This is a genomic window from Ralstonia pickettii, from assembly GCF_030582395.1.
In the GTDB taxonomy this organism is placed as follows: Bacteria; Pseudomonadota; Gammaproteobacteria; order Burkholderiales; family Burkholderiaceae; genus Ralstonia; species Ralstonia pickettii_D.
The window spans coordinates 3,442,857-3,462,046 of record NZ_CP104381.1; the positions used below are offsets into that span (position 1 = coordinate 3,442,857).

Annotated in this window: 20 protein-coding genes; 13 read left to right on the top strand and 7 right to left on the bottom strand. The window is 65.3% G+C overall.

The annotated features are described in order from the left end of the window. Position 1 precedes the first annotated feature (1 nt). Positions 2-1,348 carry an ATP-binding protein gene (locus tag N5B55_RS16570; RefSeq protein ID WP_015856097.1) on the bottom strand — a complete coding sequence of 449 codons (1,347 nt, stop codon included), beginning with the start codon at positions 1,346-1,348 and terminating at the stop codon, positions 2-4. Between the two features lie 144 nt (positions 1,349-1,492). Here N5B55_RS16570 and N5B55_RS16575 point away from each other — a divergent pair, with 144 nt between their 5' ends. Together N5B55_RS16575 and N5B55_RS16580 are read left to right on the top strand one after the other, a co-directional pair. Further along, complete coding sequence (locus N5B55_RS16575) at positions 1,493-1,987, top strand: copper chaperone PCu(A)C (protein ID WP_080517549.1); 495 nt, start codon at positions 1,493-1,495, stop codon at positions 1,985-1,987. Between the two features lie 46 nt (positions 1,988-2,033). Continuing rightward, a complete protein-coding gene (locus N5B55_RS16580) occupies positions 2,034-2,255 on the top strand; it encodes a hypothetical protein (protein ID WP_304538720.1) in 222 nt (73 codons plus the stop codon). A 4-nt stretch (positions 2,256-2,259) separates the two neighbouring features. Here the strand turns inward: N5B55_RS16580 and N5B55_RS16585 are convergent, their stop codons facing one another. The 3 genes from N5B55_RS16585 to N5B55_RS16595 are packed head-to-tail and all read right to left on the bottom strand — an operon-like array spanning position 2,260 to position 3,320. Then, positions 2,260-2,475, bottom strand: a complete 216-nt coding sequence (locus N5B55_RS16585; RefSeq protein ID WP_037028084.1) for a cysteine-rich CWC family protein — start codon at positions 2,473-2,475, stop codon at positions 2,260-2,262. Next, positions 2,472-2,684, bottom strand: a complete 213-nt coding sequence (locus N5B55_RS16590) for a zf-HC2 domain-containing protein (protein ID WP_015856100.1) — start codon at positions 2,682-2,684, stop codon at positions 2,472-2,474. The genes N5B55_RS16585 and N5B55_RS16590 overlap by 4 nt, the downstream gene beginning before the upstream one ends. Positions 2,685-2,726: 42 nt before the next feature. After that, entirely contained in the window at positions 2,727-3,320 is a 594-nt protein-coding gene (locus N5B55_RS16595; protein WP_015856101.1) for a sigma-70 family RNA polymerase sigma factor, read from the bottom strand. 173 nt (positions 3,321-3,493) lie between these two features. On the opposite strand from N5B55_RS16595, the gene argB reads away from it, so the two are divergent. The 3 genes from argB to slmA are packed head-to-tail and all read left to right on the top strand — an operon-like array spanning position 3,494 to position 5,973. Further along, positions 3,494-4,420, top strand: coding sequence for an acetylglutamate kinase (gene argB / locus N5B55_RS16600; protein ID WP_304538721.1), 927 nt, complete (start codon positions 3,494-3,496; stop codon positions 4,418-4,420). After that, positions 4,420-5,277 carry an HAD-IA family hydrolase gene (locus N5B55_RS16605; protein WP_304538722.1) on the top strand — a complete coding sequence of 286 codons (858 nt, stop codon included), beginning with the start codon at positions 4,420-4,422 and terminating at the stop codon, positions 5,275-5,277. Before argB ends, N5B55_RS16605 begins: the two co-directional genes overlap by 1 nt. 45 nt (positions 5,278-5,322) lie before the next feature. Further along, positions 5,323-5,973: a nucleoid occlusion factor SlmA gene (gene slmA, locus N5B55_RS16610; protein WP_015856104.1), complete on the top strand. Its 651-nt coding sequence runs from the start codon at positions 5,323-5,325 to the stop codon at positions 5,971-5,973. A gap of 60 nt (positions 5,974-6,033) precedes the next feature. Here slmA and pdxR read toward each other — a convergent pair whose 3' ends face one another. Further along, on the bottom strand, positions 6,034-7,548 hold the full coding sequence (pdxR, locus tag N5B55_RS16615) for a MocR-like pyridoxine biosynthesis transcription factor PdxR (RefSeq protein ID WP_304539816.1): 1,515 nt from the start codon (positions 7,546-7,548) through the stop codon (positions 6,034-6,036). Between the two features lie 153 nt (positions 7,549-7,701). Here pdxR and gabT point away from each other — a divergent pair, with 153 nt between their 5' ends. From gabT to N5B55_RS16640, 5 genes are all read left to right on the top strand, one after another. After that, positions 7,702-8,982 (top strand): 4-aminobutyrate--2-oxoglutarate transaminase, encoded by a 1,281-nt coding sequence (gene gabT, locus N5B55_RS16620; protein WP_304538723.1) that lies wholly within the window; start codon positions 7,702-7,704, stop codon positions 8,980-8,982. 4 nt (positions 8,983-8,986) lie between these two features. After that, positions 8,987-10,489 carry an NAD-dependent succinate-semialdehyde dehydrogenase gene (locus N5B55_RS16625; protein ID WP_304538724.1) on the top strand — a complete coding sequence of 501 codons (1,503 nt, stop codon included), beginning with the start codon at positions 8,987-8,989 and terminating at the stop codon, positions 10,487-10,489. A gap of 278 nt (positions 10,490-10,767) precedes the next feature. Continuing rightward, positions 10,768-11,982: a homoserine O-succinyltransferase MetX gene (gene metX, locus N5B55_RS16630; protein WP_154207815.1), complete on the top strand. Its 1,215-nt coding sequence runs from the start codon at positions 10,768-10,770 to the stop codon at positions 11,980-11,982. After that, positions 11,979-12,614 (top strand): methionine biosynthesis protein MetW, encoded by a 636-nt coding sequence (gene metW / locus N5B55_RS16635; protein WP_065860100.1) that lies wholly within the window; start codon positions 11,979-11,981, stop codon positions 12,612-12,614. Before metX ends, metW begins: the two co-directional genes overlap by 4 nt. A gap of 101 nt (positions 12,615-12,715) precedes the next feature. Next, positions 12,716-13,462, top strand: coding sequence for a tetratricopeptide repeat protein (locus N5B55_RS16640; RefSeq protein ID WP_304538725.1), 747 nt, complete (start codon positions 12,716-12,718; stop codon positions 13,460-13,462). Between the two features lie 75 nt (positions 13,463-13,537). On the opposite strand, the gene N5B55_RS16645 is transcribed toward N5B55_RS16640, so the two are convergent. Both N5B55_RS16645 and N5B55_RS16650 read right to left on the bottom strand, forming a co-directional pair. Beyond that, positions 13,538-13,732, bottom strand: coding sequence for a YbdD/YjiX family protein (locus N5B55_RS16645; RefSeq protein ID WP_004628224.1), 195 nt, complete (start codon positions 13,730-13,732; stop codon positions 13,538-13,540). Positions 13,733-13,740: 8 nt separating this feature from the next. Beyond that, complete coding sequence (locus tag N5B55_RS16650; protein ID WP_304538726.1) at positions 13,741-15,795, bottom strand: carbon starvation CstA family protein; 2,055 nt, start codon at positions 15,793-15,795, stop codon at positions 13,741-13,743. Between the two features lie 225 nt (positions 15,796-16,020). On the opposite strand from N5B55_RS16650, the gene N5B55_RS16655 reads away from it, so the two are divergent. The 3 genes from N5B55_RS16655 to otnI all read left to right on the top strand — a co-directional run bounded on the left by N5B55_RS16655 (position 16,021) and on the right by otnI (position 19,134). Then, positions 16,021-17,460, top strand: coding sequence for a cache domain-containing protein (locus tag N5B55_RS16655; protein ID WP_178961122.1), 1,440 nt, complete (start codon positions 16,021-16,023; stop codon positions 17,458-17,460). Next, positions 17,457-18,101, top strand: coding sequence for a response regulator (locus N5B55_RS16660; protein WP_178961123.1), 645 nt, complete (start codon positions 17,457-17,459; stop codon positions 18,099-18,101). Before N5B55_RS16655 ends, N5B55_RS16660 begins: the two co-directional genes overlap by 4 nt. Before the next feature lie 244 nt (positions 18,102-18,345). Further along, positions 18,346-19,134 (top strand): 2-oxo-tetronate isomerase, encoded by a 789-nt coding sequence (gene otnI, locus N5B55_RS16665; protein ID WP_304538728.1) that lies wholly within the window; start codon positions 18,346-18,348, stop codon positions 19,132-19,134. The last annotated feature ends 56 nt before the right edge of the window (positions 19,135-19,190 follow it).

Here is a 19,190-nt window from a genome sequence, read left to right on the forward strand (position 1 = left end):
ATTATGTAAAGAGGGTGGGCGCGCCCATGATGGGAGCGGCCGGGTGTTCTGTCGGACCACCGATCGGCAGGCGGAGTTCGGCAATGGCGCCTTGCGGCGGGTTCGGGCGCAGCGTCACGGTACCACCCAGCCGGCGCGCCGTGGTGGAGGCCAGGTACAGCCCGATGCCGCGTCCGCCGTGCCGGCTTGGCACCGGCGTGCGGCCAAGCGAGGCGCGCAGGTCTTCAGGCAAACCCAACCCCGTATCGACGATGGACAGCACGATCTGCGGGGGCATATCGCGTGGCGTATCGGGGTTGGCGTCGATCCTAGCGGTCAGCAGCAGCGGCACCAGGTCGCGCCCGGCGTGGTGCTGGCTGCGGGCAGCGTTGTCGAGCAGGATGGTGAGAATCTGACCGACGTTCACCGCATCCAATTCCACCGCCTGTGCCGCGGGCGACGCCTCCGTGTGGAGGCGGATATCCGGATGGCGAAGCTGCCACGTCTGCGTAAAACCCGGTAGCCATTGGCCAAGCGGCTCCGGCGCGCCGTCGTTGGGTTTGCTCTGCAGTCGCGCCAGCGCGGCGCGGCACAGCTCAAGCTGCTGTTCGATGGCGCGCAGGTCTTCACGGTACGGAGCCAGTGGGGAGTCGGGCTGCTTCGCGTCGTGCTGCAGTTCGCCGGTGATGACGGCCACGGTAGACAGCGGCGTGCCCATTTCATGCGCCACGCTCGCGCCTTGCGACATCAGAGCTTCGATGCGTTGCTCGCGCAGCAGCCGCTCGCGCGCTTCGGTCAGCTGTGCATCGCTCTCGCGCAGGGCGGCGGACAGGCGCGCCGTAAAGCCGGCGATCATCGCGCTGCTGGCCACAAAATCGATCCACATGCCGGCCAGGTGATAGGCCAATGCATCGGCCTGGTTCGCCAGCTTCAGCGGGATGTAGTTGCCGAGCATCATGCTATAGGCGGCCAGGGCGTACAGCGTCAGGCCGACCACGTGAGCGATCGGCAGCATGGCGGCGGCAATCGCCAGCGCCGGCAGATAGAACGAGACAAACGGGTTGGTCGCGCCACCTGTGAAATACAGCAGGGCGGACAGCGCGGTCAGGTCCACCAGCAGTTGAACGGTGATCTCGATATGCTGCACGGGCCGGTTGCGCCGCACCCGCCATCCGGTCAGCAGGTTGAATAGCGCGTGCAGGCCCATCACGCTCAGCAGCGGCACCACCGGCAGTTGCACGCCAAATACCAGCGGCGCGAGCAGCATCAGCACCAGTTGGGTGGCCAGCAGGCTCCATCGCAGCCAAAACAGGCGGCGTAGACTGGAGGCATCCAGCAGAGGGGCGGCAAGAGACAGGGTGGAAAGCATGGTGAACAAGTGTAAACGTGCGCGCCGCGCGGTTCTCCGTGCGGCGATGCGTCAATCAGCCGCACAATTGTGCACCCAACCTATCTCCCCGCAGGTGCTGTGCTTTAATGCGCAGCACGTACGTCCTGACAGGAGCCTTTGATGATGACGTCCCGGTTGATCCGTTCTTCCGCAGCCCTGGCTGTGCTCACCGCTGGCCTGCTCGCCAGCGTCACCGCTTACGCGCAGGTCACCGTGCAAGACGCGTGGGTGCGCGGCACGGTGCCCGGCCAAACGTCCAGCGGCGCATTCATGACGCTGCAATCGGCCGACGGTGCCAAAGTGGTGGGCGTGTCGACGCCCGTGGCCGGCACGGCCGAGATTCACGAAATGAAGATGGAAGGCAACGTCATGCGCATGCGCGCCGTTCAGTCACTGGACCTGCCGAAGGGCCAGACGGTGCAGCTCAAGCCGGGCGGCTACCACGTGATGCTCATGGACCTGAAGCAGCCCCTGGCCAAGGACGCCACCGTGCCGCTCACGCTCAAGGTCGAGCTGGCCGACAAGCGCGTCGTCGAGCAGAAGGTCGAGGCCCGAGTGCGCGACCTGACCGCCGGCAACATGCCCGCCATGAACCACGGTGGCGAACACAAACATTGATGGCTTGCGGCGAGTGTCGCTTCAAGCCACGCAAGCAAGCATTCCCATGGCTAACAAGACACTGGGCACTCGCCAGAAACTGACCTTCCGCATCGAGCCTTCAACGAAGGCCGGCACGGCGCGCCCGCGCAACGTTTTCGTGCCGCTCGCCCGCGGCCGCAAGGCCGGCGCCCACACCGAAGGCGGCCACGCTGAACGTCAGCGCGGCCGGGCCGACGTCCACCGCGCATTGCGCACGCTCGACGACGACGGCAAAGACAAGGACTGATCAGTCAGTTGGATTCGGATGCTGCCCGCGCCTGCGCAATCGCTTCGCGCAGGCAACGCTGGCAGCGGCAGCCTTGTCCCGGGCGCCGCGCGCTGACAGGTAGCGCTTCTTCGGTCATGCACCAGCATGTTGTATCGCGCTGCGAGCCCTCGCCGATGGCGCCGCAGCGCAACGCCGCGCCGCAGATTGCACATGCGGTGTTGGCGGCCGACGGGGTCACGCTTGGCTGCTCCCGTCGTCTTCGTGCCCGAGCTTGTGCATTGCCTGGCGCAGAAACCCCATCTGGTGTGAGAACCGCGTACACGCATCGCAGGCAAACAAATGCACGCGCAGGCGCAGCCGCTCACCTGTGGAGAGGTCGCGATCCATCTTCGACACCAGCATGCGGTGGGCTTCTTTACAGGTGGGTAGTCCCCAACGGTTCGGCATGATTGTTCTCGGTGATGCGGCTTAGGTGCGCCTGCGGGCGGTTCAGGCGGCGGTGGGCTGATTGCCGAACCAGTGCAGATCAAGGCACTCGCGCAGGCGCATGCGGGCACGGTAGAGAAGTGCCCAGGCATTGGTCGCGGTGATCTGCAATTCCTGACAGATTTCGTCGGTTTCCAACTCCAGCCACTCGCGCATCATGAAGACGCGGCCAACACGCGGCGGCAGGCGATCAACGCACATTTGCAGCACGTCGAAGAACTCGCGCCGCGACAGCGCGGCATCGGGGTCGCCCCAATCCGAGGGCGGGCTCGTGTAGTGGCCGTCGGCGGCGAACAGGCTGTCGAAGACCGCCTCGTCGGAACGCATGCCGGCCTCGTCGGATTCACCGCCCGCAAGCAGCGAGACGCGCACTTCGCGCCGCCCCGACCGGATCGCATCGATGATCTTGTGCTTGAGGATGCCGATGACGTAAGTCTTGAGCGAGGCGTTGCCGGCAAAGCGCTCTGGATGTTCGAGCACGGCCAGGATGGTGTCGGCCACCGTGTCTTCGGCCAGGGCCGTGTCGCGCAATTGCAATTGCGCAAAGCGCAGCAGGTGAGGGCGCAGCGCGTCGAGTTGGTCGGGTGCGATGGCCATGATTCCCCAGGGTGTTCTTTCGTGGCAACGGTATGGCGGGCACATAAGGTGCGCCGGCAGACCGTAGCGCCTTTTCTTGTAAAATCCCGCTGCCGAAAATGGGCTGCTTCGTTTTTTGTGTTGCAGGCGACATTCGGCGTTCCATCATACCTGCCCAACCGGATGTCACCGTCATGAACGCTTCTGCTGCCCCCGACCCTGCTGGCCTCGACCCCGAACTCGCGCATATCGCGCCACCGGTGAAGGCTGAGATTCTTGCGCAGGCTCTGCCTTACATTCGCAAGTTCCACGGCAAGACCATCGTCATCAAATACGGTGGCAACGCCATGACGGAGGAAAAGCTCAAGCACGGTTTCGCGCGTGACGTGATCCTGCTCAAGCTGGTCGGCATGAACCCGGTGGTGGTGCACGGCGGCGGCCCGCAAATTGACGAGGCCCTGAAGAAGGTCGGCAAGCAAGGTACCTTCATCCAGGGCATGCGCGTGACCGACGAAGAGACCATGGAAGTGGTCGAATGGGTGCTCGGCGGCGAAGTCCAACAGGACATCGTCATGCTGATCAACCAATACGGCGGCCAGGCAGTCGGCCTGACCGGCAAGGACGGCGGGTTGATCCGCGCCAAAAAGCTGAAGATGCCGGATCGGGAGAAGCCGGGCGAGTTTCTCGACATCGGCTTCGTGGGCGACATCGAGACGATCAATCCGGCCGTGGTCAAGGCGCTGCAGGACGACGCGTTCATTCCGGTCATTTCGCCGATCGGCTTCTCTGACGAAGGCCAGGCCTACAACATCAATGCCGACGTCGTCGCCGGCAAGATGGCCGAGATCCTGAAAGCCGAAAAGCTGGTCATGATGACCAACATTCCGGGCGTGATGGACAAGCAGGGCAACCTGCTGACCGACCTGTCGGCGCGCGAGATCGACGAACTGTTTGCCGACGGTACGATCTCGGGCGGCATGCTGCCGAAGATTTCGTCGGCACTGGATGCCGCCAAGAGCGGCGTGAACTCGGTGCACATCGTCGATGGCCGCATCGAGCACTCGCTGCTGCTGGAAATCCTGACCGAACAGGCGTTCGGCACGATGATCCGCTCGCACTGATGCGAACCACCCGGGCGGTGCGCGTGCGCCATGCTGCGCGCACCTTCCCGCGCGAGGTGCCGGCGGGCTCTGCGCCCGCCCGGCAGCCGGTCTGGCTGTTCGACCTCGACAACACCCTTCACCACGCATCGCACGCGATCTTTCCACAGATCAACCGGCTGATGACGGCATACGTGGCCCGCGTGCTTGGCACCGATGACGCCACCGCCAGCCAGGTGCGCGTGGACTACTGGCGCCGCTACGGCGCCACGATTCTGGGCATGGTCCGCCACCACGGCGTCGACCCCGATGATTTCCTGGCCGAGGCACACCGCTTTGAAGACCTGCGCGCCATGGTGCGCGCAGAGCGCGGCCTGGCCCAACTGCTGCGCGCGCTGCCAGGGCGAAAGATTTTGCTGACGAACGCGCCTGCGGCCTACGCACGCGAGGTGCTGCGGCTGATTGGCCTGAAACGCGCATTCCTGCGCGAAATCGCCGTCGAACACATGTGGGTGCACCGGCGCCTGCGCCCGAAACCCGATCCGCTGATGCTGCGCCGGCTGCTTGCACGCGAACGGATTGCGCCATCACGCGCCATCCTCGTCGAAGACACGCTTTCTCACCTCAAACGCTATCGACGCCTGGGGATCGGCACCGTCTGGGTGACAGGCTATCTGCGGCGCGTGCTGCCGGGCGTCCAGCTGACTCCCGCTGCCGATGCATCGCATCCAATGCAAGCGTCGGCAATGGGCGCGCGTGCAAATTCACCACATCAACCGGCCGCCACACCGATTTTGTTCGCCAACCGGCCCGGCTATGTGAGCGTGAAAGTAAAATCGGTGCTTCAACTAAAACGAAGGCTTGTTCGACGCGGCTAGGCAGTGGTAACTCCGCGCTCAGAACGGGAGAGGGGCCAGGAAGTCATGAGCAACGCGCAAACCGAGTTTCCGACCGCCGAGCCGGTCGCGGACGTCGCCATAGCAGCACCGCCGGTACGCAAACGCCCCCGCCCGGGCGAGCGCCGTGTGCAGATTCTGCAGACGCTCGCCGGTATGCTCGAGCATCCGCGTGGTGAAAAGATCACAACCGCAGGCTTGGCTGCACGGCTGGATGTCTCCGAAGCGGCTCTCTATCGTCACTTCGCCAGCAAGGCGCAGATGTTCGAAGGGCTGATCGAATTTATCGAGCAGACCGTCTTCGGCCTCATCAACCAGATCACGCTGCGCGAAGAACACGGTTTGCGCCAGGCGCATGCCATCGCGCACATGCTGCTGTCGTTTGCCGACAAGAATCCAGGCATGACGCGCGTGCTGGTGGGCGATGCGCTGGTCGGCGAAGACGAGCGCCTGCCCGAGCGCATGGCGCAGTGCCTGGATCGCATCGAGGCGTCGCTCAAACAGAGTCTGCGTATCGCGGTCACGCAGGGTGCTTGGCCTGCGGATACCGATATCGCATCGCGCGCCAACCTGCTCGTGTGTGCTGTGCTGGGGCGCTGGCATCGGTATGCGAAGAGCGGCTTCCGGAAGTCTCCGGTCGAAGGTGCAGATGCGCAGTTGCGCGTGCTGTTGGCATGAGCCGGCATCATCGAAAGAAGGCCCCGCAATGCGGGGCTTTTTTATTGCGCGCGTCGTAGGTCAGCCGATGGTACGTACCGCCTCCGCCAACGTATGAAAGCGCGCCGCAATCTGCTCCGTCTCCACATGGCCATAGCCGAGCAGCAGCCCAGGCAGGCGACGCGCATCGTCCTGGTAATACCGTGACAGCGGGCGCGTGACGACGTCATTGGCGAGCGCCAGATCGGCAACGGCCACATCGTTGGTGCCGGCCGGCAAGCCCAGCACGAGATGCAGGCCCGACGCGCCGTCATGCACAGGCAGCGCGTCGCCAAACTCGCGGTTGATGGACGCCAGCAGCGTTTCGCGCCGCTCGGCATACACGCCGCGCATGCGCCGGATGTGCGAGACGAAATGGCCCTCCGCAATGAAGTCCGCCAGCACGGCCTGCGTGAGAATCTGGCCGCCGCGGAACATCTCCGACAGCCCCGTCGCAAACGCATCGGCCAGCGCCGGCGGCACGACCAGATAGCCGATCCGCAAGCTGGGGAACAGCACTTTCGAGAACGTGCCCATGTAAAGCACGCGCCCGCCTTCATCCAGCCCCTGCAATGAGGGCAGCGGACGGCTGCCGTAGCGGAATTCGCTGTCGTAATCGTCTTCAACAATCCACGCATCGGTGGCATGTGCGGTCGCCAGCAGCGCGCGGCGTCGCGCCAGGCTCATCACCGAACCGAGCGGATATTGGTGCGAGGGCGAGACCACCATGAGCCTCGGCGGCTTGCTGCCCTGGCGACCGCGCGTGGGGATGTCAAAGCGCATGCCTTCGTCGTCCACCGGCAGCGGCACGGTGCGCACGCCCGCAGCGGTGAGGACGCTGCGCACGCCCCAGTACCCGGGGTCTTCAATCCATGCGCTGTCGCCTGCGTCGCACAGCAACTGCGCGATGAGCTGGAGCGAAGGATGGATGCCGGCAGTGATGACGATCTGCTCGGGCTCGCAGCGCACGCCGCGTGCGGTACGCAAGTAATCGGCCAGCGCGGTGCGCAACGGCAGGTAGCCCGCGCCTACGGGATACGTCAGCAACGCGGGCGATGGCTTGCGCAGCAGCCGGTTGTGCAATCGCGACCAGATACGTGCCGGAAACATCCGCACTTCCGGCACGCCCGGCATGAAGGCGCCCCATTGGCGCGAGCTGGCGCCTGCATCGCGCACCAGCGCACGGCCGCGCGTGGAAAGCATCGGCGCAGACGGCGTGGCTGCCTCGGCGATCGGCGCGGCCGCTGCTGTGGCGACGGCTGCAGCCGGTGCAGGCGCGGCGTCCAGCCGGTCTGGTGCGGTATCGGCGACGAAGGTGCCGCTGCCAACGCCCGCCGAGACATAGCCTTCCACACCGAGTTGTTCATAAACGTGGATGACCGTGTTGCGTGCGATACCTAGCTCGGACGCCAACTGCCGCGATGACGGCAGGCGGGTGCCCGGCTGCAGTTCGTCGCGCAGGATGCCTTCCTGCAACACGCGGTAGAGGCGGCGATGGTCGGGCTCGCCGCCGGGGTCGGCACGGTCAAAACGGCGCTGCAGGTAGTCGACCAGCATGCTGGCGCGGTGCGTGGGTGAATGGTCGGCCATGGTGCGCGATGGAGCCAAAGTGGTTCCAAAAGAAAATCTTGATTGGGTCTTATTGTACAGAGCCAATGAGGCCACACTGGCCCGCATCGCCTCTTTCTTGACCCAACGCACACGACCGCCATGAACGCCCGAGACCCGCAACAGAATGCCCAATGGAATGCCCGCCGCCTGGCCGCTACGCCGCGCGGCGTCGGCGTGATGACCGATCGCTACGCCGAGCGCGCCGAGAACGCCGTGTTCTGGGACGTCGAAGGCCGCCGCTACATCGACTTCGCGGCCGGCATTGCCGTGGTCAATACGGGCCATCGCCACCCGCGTCTGGTGCAGGCCGTGCGCGAGCAGTTGGATCACTTCACGCACACCGCTTTCCAGATCGTGCCGTACGGTTCGTACGTCGAGTTGGCCGAGCGCCTGAACACGCTCACGCCCGGCACGCACGCCAAGAAGACCGCGTTCTTCACCACCGGCGCCGAGGCTGTCGAAAACGCCATCAAGATCGCACGGGCGCACACGGGCCGCCCGGGTGTGATCGCACTCACGGGCGCGTTCCACGGCCGTACGTTCATGGGCATGTCGCTGACGGGCAAGGTGGTGCCGTACAAGACGGGCTTCGGGCCGTTCCCGGGCAGCATCTACCACGTGCCGGCGCCGGTCGCGCTGCATGGCGTGAGCACGCAGGATGCGCTGGATGCCATCCAGCGTCTGTTCAAGGCGGATATCGATCCGCGCCAGGTGGCGGCCGTCATCTTCGAGCCGGTGCAGGGCGAGGGCGGCTTCTACCAGATGCCCGCCGATTTCGTGCGCGCCATCCGCGCGCTGTGCGACGAGCACGGCATCGTGATGATCGCCGACGAAGTGCAAACCGGCTTTGCCCGCACCGGCAAGCTGTTTGCCATGGAGCACACCGGCGTGCTGCCCGACATTACGACGATGGCCAAGGGCCTGGCCGGCGGCCTGCCGCTGTCCGCCGTCACAGGCCGCGCAGAGATCATGGACGCCCCTGCTCCGGGCGGACTTGGCGGCACCTACGCCGGCAACCCGCTGGCGGTGGCGTCCGCGCATGCGGTGCTCGACATCATTGCCGACGAGAAGCTCTGCGAGCGCTCTGCCGCCCTGGGCGCACGTCTGGTCGACGCACTGAACGCTGCCAAGGCCAAGCAGCCGCGCATTGCCGAAGTGCGTGGCGTGGGCGCGATGGTTGCTGTCGAATTCAACACGCCGGACGGCAAGCCCGACGCCGATTGCACCAAGCTCGTGCAGCAACGGGCGCTCGAAGCCGGCCTGCTCCTCCTGTCGTGCGGCGTATACGGCAACGTGATCCGCTTCCTGTTTCCGCTCACGATTGAAGACGCGGTGTTCGAAGAGGGCCTTGCCATCCTGCAACGCGCACTGGAGGGCTGACACCATGACCCGCACCGATTTGCCAAGCGCACCGGTTACGCCGCCGATCGCGCTGAAAGACCCCGGCCTCTGGCGCACGCAAGCGTTCGTCGCCGGCACCTGGGCCGATGCCGATGACGGTGCCACGCGCGACGTGACCGATCCCGCCACCGGCCGCACCATCGGCACCGTGCCCGGCATGGGCGCCGCCGAAACGCGCCGCGCCATCGAAGCCGCACAGGTTGCGCAACGTGCCTGGCGCAAGGTGAGCGCACGTGATCGCGCCAAGATTCTGCGCAAGCTGGCCGATCTGATGATGGAGCACCAGCAGGACCTTGCGGCCATCCTCACGGCCGAGCAAGGCAAGCCGCTGCCGGAAGCCGCCGGTGAAATCGCCTACGCCGCCTCGTTCATCGAATGGTTTGCGGAAGAAGCGCGCCGCATTTACGGCGACACGATTCCGTCGCCGCAGGGCGATCGCCGCATCGTCGTGCAGAAGGAGCCGATCGGCGTGAGCGCGGCCATCACGCCGTGGAATTTCCCCATCGCGATGATGACGCGCAAGGTCGGCCCGGCGCTGGCGGCGGGCTGCTCGATGGTGGTCAAGCCGGCGCTGGAAACGCCCTACTCGGCCCTGGCGTTTGCTGAGCTGGCGGCGCGTGCCGGCGTGCCGGCAGGCTTGCTGTCCATCGTCACGGGCGATTCGCAGGCGATTGGTGGCGAACTGACCTCCAACCCTGTCGTGCGCAAGCTCAGCTTCACGGGCTCGACAGCCGTGGGTCGTTTGCTGATGCGCCAGTGCGCCGACGACATCAAGAAGCTCTCGCTCGAACTGGGCGGCAATGCGCCGTTCATCGTGTTCGACGATGCCGACGTCGATGCAGCGGTGGAAGGCGCGATGATCGCCAAGTACCGTAACGCGGGCCAGACCTGTGTCTGTGCGAACCGCTTCTATGTGCAGCGCGGCATCTACGACACGTTTGCCGCCAAGCTGGCCGACGCCGTGCGTGCGCTGCGCGTGGGCAACGGTACGGAGCCCGGCGTGCAGCAGGGGCCGCTGATCCACATGCGCGCGATGGACAAGGTGCAACAGCATCTGGACGACGCCGTACGCCAAGGCGCCCGCGTGCTGGTGGGCGGCAAGCCGCATGCGTTGTCTGCACAGGGCGGCGCGTTTTTCGAGCCGACCGTCCTGGTCGACGCAAAGGCCGACATGCTGGTCGCGCATGAAGAAACGTTCGGCCCGCTGGCTGCGCTCATTCCCTTCGACACGGAAGACGAAGCCGTGGCCGCTGCCAACGACACCGAGTTCGGTCTCGCTGCGTATTTCTACACGCGCGATCTGGGCCGCGCGTGGCGCGTTTCGGATGCGCTCGAGTCGGGCATGGTTGGCGTCAATACGGGGCTGATCTCGACGGCCGAAGCGCCGTTTGGCGGCGTCAAGCAATCGGGGCTGGGCCGTGAAGGGTCGAAGTACGGCATCGACGAGTACCTGGAGATCAAGTACATCAACATGGCCGGCCTCTGACCGACGCATGGGCGAGGATCGGGCGCATCACGCTGCGATGATGCGTCCGCCGCCGCTTGCTCTATAATCACGTTCCTCTGGCGCGCCGATTTGACGACTGGCTTGCGGGCGCGCGGGAGTTCAGACATCCACGGATGTGGCGCTGGGCTCTCATTACAAATGCGGCTAAAGAGGTTCGGTCAGAGCGGGGTGGTGAAAGCAAGCGCCCTCCGTGCGCCACATGAGAACCCGATTGGTTGCGTGAACAGCGTTGCCGGTCGGGTTTTTTCTTTGGTGCCATGACAGACATCCAGGCTGACCCCGCGGTCACCGCACCCGATGCGGCGCAGGCCGATACCTCTTCTCCGACGGCACATCAGGGCAAACCGGCCAATGCCATCGGCTTGGTCGTGCCCGAGCGCATGCACTTTGCCGAGCCGCTGCAACTGCGCAACGGCTCGCAGATCAGCGGCTACGACCTGATGGTCGAGACCTACGGCACGCTCAATGCCGACCGTTCCAACGCCGTGCTCATCTGCCACGCGCTCAACGCTTCGCACCACGTGGCGGGCGTGCATGCCGAGGGCGAAGTCGGCTGGTGGGACAACATGGTCGGCCCCGGCAAGCCGGTCGACACGAACCACTTTTTCGTCATCGGGGTGAATAACCTGGGTTCGTGTTTCGGCTCGACCGGCCCCATGAGCCCGCATCCGGAAACGGGCCTGCCCTACGGCGCGCGCTTTCCCGTGGTGACGGTGGAAGACTGGGTGAACGCGCAGGCGCGCGTGGCGGATCGTTTCGGCATCCAGCAGTTTGCAGCGGTGATGGGCGGCAGCCTCGGCGGCATGCAGGCGCTGGCCTGGAGCCTGATGTATCCGGACCGGCTGCGGCATTGCGTGGTGGTGGCGTCCACCCCCAAGCTGTCGGCGCAGAACATCGCCTTCAACGAGGTGGCACGCAGCGCGATCCTGTCCGACCCCGATTTCCACGGCGGCGATTACTACGCGCACAACGTCAAGCCGAAGCGCGGTTTGCGCGTGGCCCGGATGATCGGCCACATCACATATCTGTCGGACGAGGACATGGCGGCGAAATTCGGCCGCGAGCTGAAGGCGGATGACATCCGTTTCTCGTTCGACGTGGAGTTCCAGGTCGAGAGCTACCTGCGCTACCAGGGCGACAAGTTTGCCGAATATTTCGATGCGAACACGTATCTGCTCATCACGCGCGCGCTCGATTACTTCGACCCCGCGCTGGCTTACGGCGGCAATCTGACCAAGGCCGTCGCGCATACCAAGGCGAGCTATCTCGTCGTCAGCTTCATGACCGACTGGCGATTCGCCCCTTCGCGCAGCCGCGAGCTGGTCAAGGCGCTGCTCGACAACAAGCACCGTGTCACTTACGGCGAGATCGACGCGCCTCACGGCCACGACGCCTTCCTTCTGGAGGACGCGCGCTACCACGCGCTGGTCCGCGCCTACTACGAACGCATCGCCCAGGAGATCGGCGCATGACAACGCAAACGCTGAACCCCGCGGCACCCTCCGTCGTGCCGAACATCCTGGCGGACCGGGCCGACTTCCGCGCCATCGCCCGCTGGATCGAGCCGCGCTCCACCGTGCTCGACCTCGGTTGCGCAGACGGCAGCCTGCTGAGCGTGCTGCAGGATGAGCTGGATGTGCTGGCTTACGGCATCGAGATCGACGATGCGGGCGTGCTGGCCTCCACCCAAAAAGGCGTGCACGTGATCCAGCAGAACCTTGAGGGTGGGCTCGCGCTGTTCGAAGACAAGAGCTTCGACACGGTGATCCTGTCGCAGACGCTGCAGACCATCCACAACACGGCGCAGGTGCTGCGCGAGATGCTGCGCGTGGGCCGCGAGTGCATCGTGTCTTTCCCAAACTTTGGTTACTGGCCGCATCGGCTGTCGATCTTCCGCGGGCGCATGCCTGTGTCGGAATCGCTGCCATACGAGTGGTACGACACGCCCAACGTGCGCGTGCTGACCATCCGCGACTTTGAAGCGCTGGCGCCCAAGGTGGGACTGGTGATTCTCGACCGCGTGGTGCTGCACGAAGGCAACGTGGTGCGTTGGGGCGCCAACTGGCGCGGCAGCGTGGCGGTGTACCGGGTGCGCGCCGGCTGATTGCTTCGGCATCGATCGGCTTGACGTGTGCTGGTTTGTGCCCGCCCGCGCGCAGCGCAGTAGCGCGCTACACTGGTTCATCTTCCGATGAGGAGCGTGCGATGAGCAGACAGACCAGGCGCAGAAGTCCGCGCATGCTGCAGGCGGCGTTGGTGGTTGCGATAGGGATGGCGGCGCCTTTTACATGGGCTGCCACGCCGCCGAAAGATGTGCGGGGCGACGCCGATGCCCTCACCCAGATCGCCATCGCCCACTACGAGAAGAACGATTTCGGCCACGCCTTCGACGAATTCGCCGAGGCGGCGCAGCGCGGCAACCGGCTCGCGCAATTCAACTACGCAATGATGCTGATGCGCGGCGAAGGCACCGTCGCGCGGCCTGACGAAGCGGTCAAGTGGCTGCGCCAAGCCGCCGACAACCAGATGACCCACGCACAGTTTGCCTACGGCGAATTGTTCGAACGCGGCGAGCTGGTACCGCGCTCCCTTGAAGAAGCCAACAAGTGGTACGAGCGTGCCGCCGCCGGCGGGCATGTCGAGGCGCAGCGCGCGCTGGCCACCGATTACTTCACCGGGCGCGGTGTGCCACGCGACTACGGGCGCGCATTCACCTGGTACAAGAAGGCAGCCGAGGGGGGCGATGCGCCATCGCAGTACATCGTCGGCAGCTACTACGAGCGCGGCGAGCCCGGCGTCGTGCCGCAGGATATCGAGCAGGCCAAGAAGTGGTACGGCAGGGCGGCCGCCCAAGGCGATGTGGGGGCGCTCGGCAAGCTGCGTGAACTGGTGGAGAAAACCTACCGGGCCAAGCACGGCGATCCGCCCACGGCGGCACGTCAGTCCCTGTAGCGCATGTCAGTAAAAACCGCCGGGCATGGCTGCATGCACCGGCGGTTTTTGCTTTGGAGCCCGATCAGCCGTTCGTCAACAGCAGCGGCCGACGCGCCCCGCGTAGCGCGCGTCCTGGCGTTCGCGGAAGAAGTCTTCGTACGTCATGACGGCCTGGCCCGGATGGGTCTCCTGCATGTGGCGCACGTAGGTGTCGTAGTCCGGCACGCCCACCATCAGGCGCAGCGTCTGGCCCAGGTAGCGGCCGAAGTTTTCGAGTTCTTCGCGCATGCCCGTGCTCATGCGCCCAGCGCTTCGTAGGGCGTTTCGTTGGCGGTCGGGCGGCTCGCGGCGCGCGCCTTGAGCACCGTGCGCACGCCATACCAGGCGATGCTGACCACCACGAGAATGAACAGGCCGCACAGGAACGCGTCGATGCGGTCGTTCAGCACCACCTGCTGCATCTGCGCCATCGACTTGGCCGGGGCCAGAAGCTTGCCTTCGGCGATCGCGCCGGCGTACTTGTTGGCATGCGCCAGGAAGCCGATCTTCGGGTCCGGATCGAACAGCTTCTGCCAGCCGGCGGTGAGCGTGCAGATCAGCAGCCAGGCGGTCGGCAGCAGCGTCACCCACACGTAGCGGTCGCGTTTCATCTTGACCAGCACGCAGGTGCCCAGTGTCAGCGCAATCGCGGCGAGCATCTGGTTGGAGATGCCAAACAGCGGCCACAGCGTATTGATGCCGCCCAGCGGGTCGACCACGCCCTGGTACAGGAAGTAGCCCCACAGCGCGACGGTCGCGGCCGTGGCAATGAGGTTGGCGACGAGCGAATCCGTGCGCTTGAGTGCCGGCACGAAGGTGCCCAGCAGATCCTGCAGCATGAACCGCCCGGCGCGCGTGCCTGCATCCACCGCCGTGAGGATGAACAGCGCCTCGAACAGGATCGCAAAGTGGTACCAGAAGGCCATCATGGCGGGGCCGCCCACCACCTGGTGCAGGATGTGCGCCATGCCCACAGCCAGCGTCGGGGCACCGCCTGCACGGGCGAGGATGGTGTTCTCGCCGACGTCCTTGGCGGTCTGGACGAGCACGTCAGGGGAGATGACGAAGCCCCAGGTGGACAGCGTGTGCGCCACCGTATCGGGCGTCGCGCCCACCAGTGCCGCCGGGCTGTTCATCGCAAAATACACGCCCGGGTCGATGACCGAAGCGGCCACCAGCGCCATGATGGCGACGAACGATTCCATCAGCATCGCGCCGTAGCCGATGAAGCGCGCTTGGCGTTCGTTCTCCAGCAACTTGGGCGTGGTGCCCGATGAGATGAGCGAGTGGAAGCCCGATACCGCGCCGCACGCAATGGTGATGAACAGGAACGGGAACATGTTGCCCGACCACACCGGGCCGCCGCCCGCAGCAAACTGCGTCAGCGAAGGCATCTGCATCTGCGGCGCGACGATCAGGATACCGATCGCCAGCGCGAGGATCGTGCCGATCTTCAGGAATGTCGAGAGGTAGTCGCGCGGCGCCAACAGCAGCCACACCGGCAGCACCGAGGCGACAAAGCCGTAGCCGATCAGCATCCACGTGAGGGCCTTGCCGTCGAACGTGAACAGCGGCGCCAGCGCGGCGTTCTCGTGCACAGCTTGGCCGCCAATGATGGCGAGCATCAGCAGCACGAAGCCGATGATCGAGATTTCGCCGATGCGGCCCGGGCGGATGTAACGCACGTACACGCCCATGAATAGCGCGATGGGAATCGTCGCGGCCACCGTGAACGTGCCCCACGGCGAACCGACCAGCGCCTTCACGACGATCAGCGCCAGCACGGCGAGGATGATGATCATGATGAGGAACGCGCCAAACAGCGCGATCACGCCGGGCACCGTGCCCATCTCGCTCTTCACCAGGTCGCCCAGCGAGCGGCCGTCGCGGCGGCTGGATATGAACAGCACGATGAAATCCTGCACCGCGCCGGCAAACACCACGCCGGCCAGAATCCACAGCATGCCGGGCAGATAACCCATCTGCGCGGCCAGCACAGGGCCGACCAGCGGGCCGGCGCCAGCAATGGCCGCAAAGTGGTGGCCGAACAGCACGTACTTGTTGGTGGGAACGTAGTCGAGCCCGTCGTTATAACGCCAGGCGGGCGTCTTGCGGGTGCCGTCCAGGCCGAGCACCTTGTCGGCAATGAAGCGGCTGTAGTAGCGATACGCGATCAGGTAGATGCATACGGCGGCCACCACCACCCACAGCGCGCTGACGGCCTCGCCGCGCGCTAGCGCAACGGTGGCAAACGCAGACGCGCCAAGAATGGCGATGACCAGCCAGATCAGGTGTTGCCTGACGAAGCTCATGTCGGTCTCCTCGAACCTTGGTCGAAGTGTTGTGCTGAACGCGGGATGTGGGTTCATCCCTGCGGTAAGTCCTGCCCCGTGACAGGGGCGTGTAGTATTTGCCAGCCCTACCCCGCGCCACAAGCGGAGGACTACGCAACGCACGTCCGTAGTTCTACGCAGGGCGCCACACCCGACCGAGACCGCGCCGAAACTCGCAATACAGCAAAGCGCCGCGTTTTTGCCATGAAGCTCCGCCAGAAAATCTTGCTGCTCGCCGTCGCACCGCTGACCATCGCCATGCTGGCGATCATGTTGACCGTGCGCCATCAGTCGATCGCGCTGGCACGGCACGAGCGGCAGCTGGTGGAGTCGGCGTATCTGCAGGCCAAGGAGACCGAGCTGCGCTCTTACGTCAAGCTTGCGCAGAGCGCCATCGCCCCGCTGCTGGCCTCGGGCCATGGCGGTGACCGGGCCGCAGACGAAGCCACGCGCGACGAAGCCATGCGCACCCTCGCCCGTCTCGATTTCGGCACCGACGGCTATTTCTTTCTCTATGACCTGCGCGGCCGCAACCTGATGCACCCGCGCCAGCCCGAACTTGTCGGACGCGACTTGTGGGACCTGACAGATGCCGGTGGTCAGCCGACAATCCAGAAGCTGGTGGCGGCTGCGCAGGCCGGCGGCGGTTTCGTGCGTTACATGTGGGACAAGCCGTCCACGCACCAGAGCGTGCCCAAGCTCGGTTACGTCGAGCCGATCCCACAGTGGGGCTGGATGGTCGGCACCGGCCTGTACCTGGACGACATCGAGCAGACCCTGCGTGAGATTGACCGGCGCGCGCAGACCAACATCGACCAGACACTGGCCTGGGTGGTTGGCATTGCCGCGGTCAGCATCCTGCTGGTGGCCGGCAGCGGTTTGGCGCTGAACGTGAGCGACCACCGCCAGGCTGATGCCAAGCTGCGCCAGCTCGCGCAGCAGGTGGTGAAATCACAGGAAGACGAACGCGCGCGGGTGTCGCGCGAGTTGCACGACGGCATCAGCCAGGTGCTCGTCTCCACCAAGCTGCTGCTGGAAACCGCGCATGGCCATCTCGAAGCGTCAGCGGCATCGCCAGCGTCGATCGAACGGGCGGACAGCATGCTGCGTCGCGCGCTTGACCGGTTGAACGGTGCGCTGGGCGAGGTGCGGCGCGTTTCGCACAACCTGCGTCCGGCGTTGCTCGATGACCTCGGCTTGGCGGCTGCGCTGGAACTCCTCGTGCGCGAAACGCGCGAGGCCCACGAAGACAGCCAGCCGGGATTTGCGATTGCGCTCGAACTTGTCGGGCCGCCCGTGCAGTTGCCGGATGCGTGCAACACCGCGCTGTTCCGCATTGCGCAGGAAGCCGTCTCGAACATCGAGCGCCATGCCACGCAAGCCACGCGCATTGGCGTGCTGCTGGAAAACGATCTCGATGCTGTGCGCTTGTCTGTTCGCGACAACGGCCCCGGTTTCGACGTGGAATCCGTACAGGTGGACCCGCAACACGGTATCGGCCTGCGCAATATGCGCGAACGCATGGCCGCGCTCGGCGGCAGCTGTACCATCGCCTCCGGCTCGCACGGTACGGAGGTGAGCGCCGTGCTGCCGCATGACGTCATCGCTCGACTGGCTTCCGCCCCCTCTTCTCCACTCGTATGAACATGCGATCACCCGCGCCCGTCAAACTGCTCCTCGTCGACGATCACCCGCTCGTGCGCGATGGCGTGCGCGTGCGGCTCGAAGCCGTGCCGCATTTCGAAGTGGTGGGTGAAGCCGGCGACGCCGAAGCCGCCCTGCAGGCCGCGCGTTCCTTGGCCCCCGATCTGGCACTGATGGACATCGGCATGCGCGGCATGAACGGCATCGCGCTGACCGAGAAGTTCGCCGAAGAATTTCCCGAGATTGCCGTGCTCGTCCTCTCGATGCACGACAACCTCGAGTACGTGCGGCAGGTGATCCGCGCCGGCGCGCGTGGCTACGTGCTCAAGGACGCGCCCGCCAGCGAACTGGTCGAAGCCATCGACGCCGTGCTGGCCGGCCGCCCGTTCTACAGCGCACAGCTGGCGATGCGCATGGCCGAGCAGGCCGTCATGCCCACGCCTGTGGAGGCACTCACGCCGCGCGAGCGCGACATTCTCGACGGCATCGCCAAGGGCTATGCCAACAAGCGCATCGCCGACGAGCTGGGCTTGTCCGTGCGCACGGTGGAATCGCACCGCCTGAACCTGAAGCGCAAACTCGGCATCGAGGGCCAGGCGGAACTGGTGAAGTTTGCGGTTGAGCTGGGAAAGGGCCGTTAGACGCCCTTCGCGCTGTCCACGTAATTGCGCACCATCGCTTCGAACGAGGTGTCGCGGCCAAAGCCCAGCGCATCGGCGCGGGCGGTATCGAAGCGTGCTGGCGGGCTTTGCTCAAGGACATGACGGGCAGCACATCCGCCGGCATGTATGCGCTGGCAGGCGTGCTGGTGCTCGGCTGCATTGCCGTGTTGCGCACGCCGCCCCAGCTGGTCAATAAATAAGCAATCGTATTCAGAGGTCTGCCATGCCGCGCTTTGCCGCCAACCTGTCCATGATGTACCAGGAGCACGCGTTCCTCGACCGCTTTGCCGCTGCGGCAAAGGATGGCTTCGAGGGCGTGGAGTTCCTCTTCCCCTACGACTTCGACAAGACAGAGATCCGGGCGCGTCTTGACGACGCTGGGCTCACGCAAGCGCTGTTCAATGCCCCGCCGGGCGATTGGGCGGGCGGCGAGCGCGGCATCGCTTCCTTGCCCGGTCGCGAAGAGGAATTCAAGCTCGGCATTGCAACAGCGCTCGAGTATGCGCAGGTGCTCGGCAACACGCGCCTGCATGTGATGGCCGGCCTGCTGGCCGCCGGTGCAGACCGCGCGCGCCATCACGCGACTTACGTGAGCAACATCGCCTACGCTGCCCGCGAGGCTGCCGGTGCGGGCATCACCATCGTGCTGGAACCCATCAACACGCGCGACATGCCGGGCTTCTTCCTCACGCACCAGGCACAGGCGCATGCGGTGTGCAAGGAAGTCGGCGCGACGAACGTCCAGGTGCAGTTCGACCTGTACCACGCGCAGATCATGGAGGGCGATCTGTCGGTCAAGCTCAAGCAGTACATCGACGGTGTGGGCCACGTGCAGATTGCCGGCGTGCCCGACCGCCACGAACCGGACGAAGGTGAGCTGAACTATCCGCACCTCTTTGCGTTGCTGGATGCGCTTGGCTACAACGGCTGGGTCGGCTGCGAGTATCGGCCCCGTGCCGGCACCAGCGAAGGGCTCGGCTGGCTCAAGCGCTGGCGCGAGAGCCAACGCTGATCGGGCTTCCCCCAAACAAAAACGGCCGGCGCTGCGTGTGCAGTCCGGCCGTTGTC

Coding starts and splice junctions, on each gene's coding strand:
- N5B55_RS16580 (WP_304538720.1), top strand. CDS start 2,034: ATGGCTAACAAGACACTGGGCACTCGCCAGAAACTGACCTTCCGCATC.
- slmA (WP_015856104.1), top strand. CDS start 5,323: ATGAGCAACGCGCAAACCGAGTTTCCGACCGCCGAGCCGGTCGCGGAC.
- N5B55_RS16655 (WP_178961122.1), top strand. CDS start 16,021: ATGAAGCTCCGCCAGAAAATCTTGCTGCTCGCCGTCGCACCGCTGACC.
- N5B55_RS16590 (WP_015856100.1), bottom strand. CDS start 2,684: ATGCCGAACCGTTGGGGACTACCCACCTGTAAAGAAGCCCACCGCATG.
- metW (WP_065860100.1), top strand. CDS start 11,979: ATGACAACGCAAACGCTGAACCCCGCGGCACCCTCCGTCGTGCCGAAC.
- otnI (WP_304538728.1), top strand. CDS start 18,346: ATGCCGCGCTTTGCCGCCAACCTGTCCATGATGTACCAGGAGCACGCG.
- N5B55_RS16625 (WP_304538724.1), top strand. CDS start 8,987: ATGACCCGCACCGATTTGCCAAGCGCACCGGTTACGCCGCCGATCGCG.
- metX (WP_154207815.1), top strand. CDS start 10,768: ATGACAGACATCCAGGCTGACCCCGCGGTCACCGCACCCGATGCGGCG.
- N5B55_RS16645 (WP_004628224.1), bottom strand. CDS start 13,732: ATGCGCGAAGAACTCGAAAACTTCGGCCGCTACCTGGGCCAGACGCTG.
- pdxR (WP_304539816.1), bottom strand. CDS start 7,548: ATGCTGGTCGACTACCTGCAGCGCCGTTTTGACCGTGCCGACCCCGGC.
- N5B55_RS16595 (WP_015856101.1), bottom strand. CDS start 3,320: ATGGCCATCGCACCCGACCAACTCGACGCGCTGCGCCCTCACCTGCTG.
- N5B55_RS16575 (WP_080517549.1), top strand. CDS start 1,493: ATGACGTCCCGGTTGATCCGTTCTTCCGCAGCCCTGGCTGTGCTCACC.
- N5B55_RS16605 (WP_304538722.1), top strand. CDS start 4,420: ATGCGAACCACCCGGGCGGTGCGCGTGCGCCATGCTGCGCGCACCTTC.
- argB (WP_304538721.1), top strand. CDS start 3,494: ATGAACGCTTCTGCTGCCCCCGACCCTGCTGGCCTCGACCCCGAACTC.
- N5B55_RS16570 (WP_015856097.1), bottom strand. CDS start 1,348: ATGCTTTCCACCCTGTCTCTTGCCGCCCCTCTGCTGGATGCCTCCAGT.
- N5B55_RS16660 (WP_178961123.1), top strand. CDS start 17,457: ATGAACATGCGATCACCCGCGCCCGTCAAACTGCTCCTCGTCGACGAT.
- N5B55_RS16650 (WP_304538726.1), bottom strand. CDS start 15,795: ATGAGCTTCGTCAGGCAACACCTGATCTGGCTGGTCATCGCCATTCTT.
- N5B55_RS16640 (WP_304538725.1), top strand. CDS start 12,716: ATGAGCAGACAGACCAGGCGCAGAAGTCCGCGCATGCTGCAGGCGGCG.
- gabT (WP_304538723.1), top strand. CDS start 7,702: ATGAACGCCCGAGACCCGCAACAGAATGCCCAATGGAATGCCCGCCGC.